This window comes from Psychrilyobacter sp. (assembly GCF_049671765.1).
Classification (GTDB): Bacteria; Fusobacteriota; Fusobacteriia; order Fusobacteriales; family Fusobacteriaceae; genus Psychrilyobacter.
On record NZ_JBATVM010000160.1, the window covers coordinates 1 to 1,934 of the forward strand.

The window sequence follows — 1,934 nt, forward strand, 5'->3', positions numbered from 1 at the left end:
GTCATAATTCCTCCCTTATTTTTTCAAAAAAAAAGAGCATAAAAACAGGCTAATATAGCCTATTTTTATGCTTCAGTCTTACTGATGGCATAGTCAAAAGATATCCCTATATGTAAGCTGCTCTTTCTCAGTAGCAAATCAATTGCTCTTTCCAGTGGCAGGTCTTACAGATCTATCTTTCCAAAATTTCAAATTGTACGAATTTTACAATTTGCATTATTTAATTGTTATAGCTTTTAGATTTTTTTATCTGTGAATGTTTTTGTCCTTATTGGATAGCCATCCTTGAGAACCACGGTCATTTCCCCATGAAGATTATTATTCATGTGGTTTTTTAATTCTGAAATAACTTTTTCTAATTTTTCATTCTTTTTCTTATCCATAATTTCCTCCAATGTAATAATTGTCTAGATTCTTCGGTCATTTATATTATACACATGGAGTTAGGGAAAAGTTAAGAAGAGAATAAAAAAAATGCACTGTATAAAATCCAGTACATTTTATATTCTATCAATTAATCTTCCGTTATAATAGCTTTTTCTTCTAAAATATTTTCAATCATTTCAATTATATTATTTAACAAGCCTTGATCTTCTATATGAGAAAATGTTATTTTATCTACGATTTCATTTTTTGCGTCTATATTTGTTTGCTCAAGTAATAATTTTCCTATACTATCATTTAAAATAGCAATAATATTAATAGGAGCACCTTCAAAATCTATTTCTAAATCATCATTATTTTTTAAATGTCCTTTTATAGAATCATATAAAGACTCAGAGATATCTTTATATGACAATTCTTTTTCAAATTCTTTTCTGATTATTATTTTATTTATTGACATTTTCATCCTCCTCTTTAAACATTAATTCATTTTTTTCGCTAGAAATAAAGCTATGCATTAAAAATAAATGAATTCTTCCTAATTTTGAATTGATATATAAATCATTATAGCACACACTTCCAAACTTTTTCTCAAACTTTTCAGTGGGACAATATTCAGCGAGACATTTTTTTTCTAAACATTTATTATTTAAATATTTATTTTTCGCAACGTTTAATTGTTCGTATTCATATTCATAATTTTGGATTATTCTTTGAATAATCTCTGTTTTTTCTATCTTTTTTGTTTTTATTGTCTTTATTCTTTCCTTTTGGTTAACATTTTCAATAAGCTTCATTTCTACAAGAATCTTTTTTAAATTTTCTATATTTATAGTATTTTGTTCAATAATATTTGAGATGTTTACTGGTTTTGATATTTTTAATGAATCATAGAGTTCTTTATCATAATGTCGATCCTTATTATGTCTTGAAAAGAGTACAATATTTTCTTTAAATTTAGTCTTAAAAAAATTATTTTCTGATGAAACTTTATTTAATTTAGTTGAATAATATAAAAGTCCATCAATATTTTTCTTTCTTCTTAGAACTTGAGTTAATATTTGAGGGAAAACATATTCTTCATAAAATTTAGATTTTTTAGATTTTTCATGTTCATTTCTTTTTTCAAAGCTACAAATAGAAACAAAGAAATGCTTAAATAGTATTTTTTCAAAGTTATTTTTTTTATTAGTTTCCTGAGCTTTTTTTAACTTGATTCTTGAACTACTTATTTTAAAAATTGAGTTGAATGGATTACTTAAATCAAAAACTTTATACTCGTTTTTATTAATATAAAAATAAGAAAAATAAACGTTTTCTATTTTTTCTTGATCGCTTCTTAATTCCTCTAAAACATTTACAATAGAAGAGCCCAAGTATAGAAATGGATGTCCACTCATACTATACCTTTGGTTACCAATTAAGTATCTTTTATCATAAGGTATATGAAACATATCATATTTATTATAAATAGCATTTTCTCCTTGACGACCTCTAAAGAAAAATTGATTTGATATATCTATTATATCACTAAAAATATCGTGCTTATG

Annotated in this window: 3 protein-coding genes; all 3 read right to left on the minus strand. The window is 24.3% G+C overall.

Annotation, left to right across the window (positions count from 1 at the left end; genetic code table 11):
- Window positions 1-236: 236 nt before the first annotated feature.
- The gene (locus WBG30_RS07660; RefSeq protein WP_424504052.1) at window positions 237-383 is read right to left on the minus strand and encodes a hypothetical protein; all 147 of its coding nucleotides are present in this window, start codon (window positions 381-383) and stop codon (window positions 237-239) included.
- 131 nt (window positions 384-514) lie between these two features.
- Window positions 515-844, minus strand: a complete 330-nt coding sequence (locus tag WBG30_RS07665) for a hypothetical protein (protein ID WP_424504053.1) — start codon at window positions 842-844, stop codon at window positions 515-517.
- On the minus strand, window positions 831-1,934 hold a 1,104-nt coding region (locus WBG30_RS07670), incomplete at its 5' end, for a hypothetical protein (protein ID WP_424504054.1). The genes WBG30_RS07670 and WBG30_RS07665, both read right to left, overlap by 14 nt.

What these genes read in the sequence shown, in the direction of transcription:
- WBG30_RS07660 (WP_424504052.1), bottom strand. Translation starts at nt 383, where the DNA reads ATGGATAAGAAAAAGAATGAAAAATTAGAAAAAGTTATTTCAGAATTA.
- WBG30_RS07665 (WP_424504053.1), bottom strand. Translation starts at nt 844, where the DNA reads ATGTCAATAAATAAAATAATAATCAGAAAAGAATTTGAAAAAGAATTG.